The organism is Micromonospora arborensis, from assembly GCF_003205615.1.
Taxonomy (GTDB): domain Bacteria; phylum Actinomycetota; class Actinomycetes; order Mycobacteriales; family Micromonosporaceae; genus Micromonospora; species Micromonospora arborensis.
The window spans coordinates 1-322 of the sequence record NZ_PYBV01000170.1; the positions used below are offsets into that span (position 1 = coordinate 1).

Consider the following 322-nt stretch of genomic DNA (forward strand, 5'->3'; position numbering starts at 1 on the left):
GTGCGCACCGGACCGCCGGGTGGGGTGGCGGGCTGCACGGCTTCTTGGCGGCGCAGGATCTCCTCCACCGCCGCCGGCAGGTCGTTGGCCACCCATCCGGCGGCGGCGACCTCCTCCGGCCGGGTCACCGGTGTCGGCACCAGCACCCCCGCGGCACCCGCGGCCAGCGAGGCGGCGACGTCCCGGCCGATGTCACCCACCAGTACGCACCGGGACGGTGTCGTACCCAACTCCCGGGCGGCGGCGTGCACCAGGCCGGGCGCCGGCTTGCGGCAGTCACAGCCGTCCGCGTCGTCGTGCGGGCAGACCAACCACGCGTCGA

Annotated in this window: 1 protein-coding gene; it reads right to left on the reverse strand. The window is 76.4% G+C overall.

Going from position 1 to position 322, the window contains the following annotated elements:
- The coding region (locus tag C7C45_RS33300) for an HAD hydrolase-like protein (RefSeq protein ID WP_167454917.1) at positions 1 to 322 on the reverse strand (322 nt) is incomplete at both ends.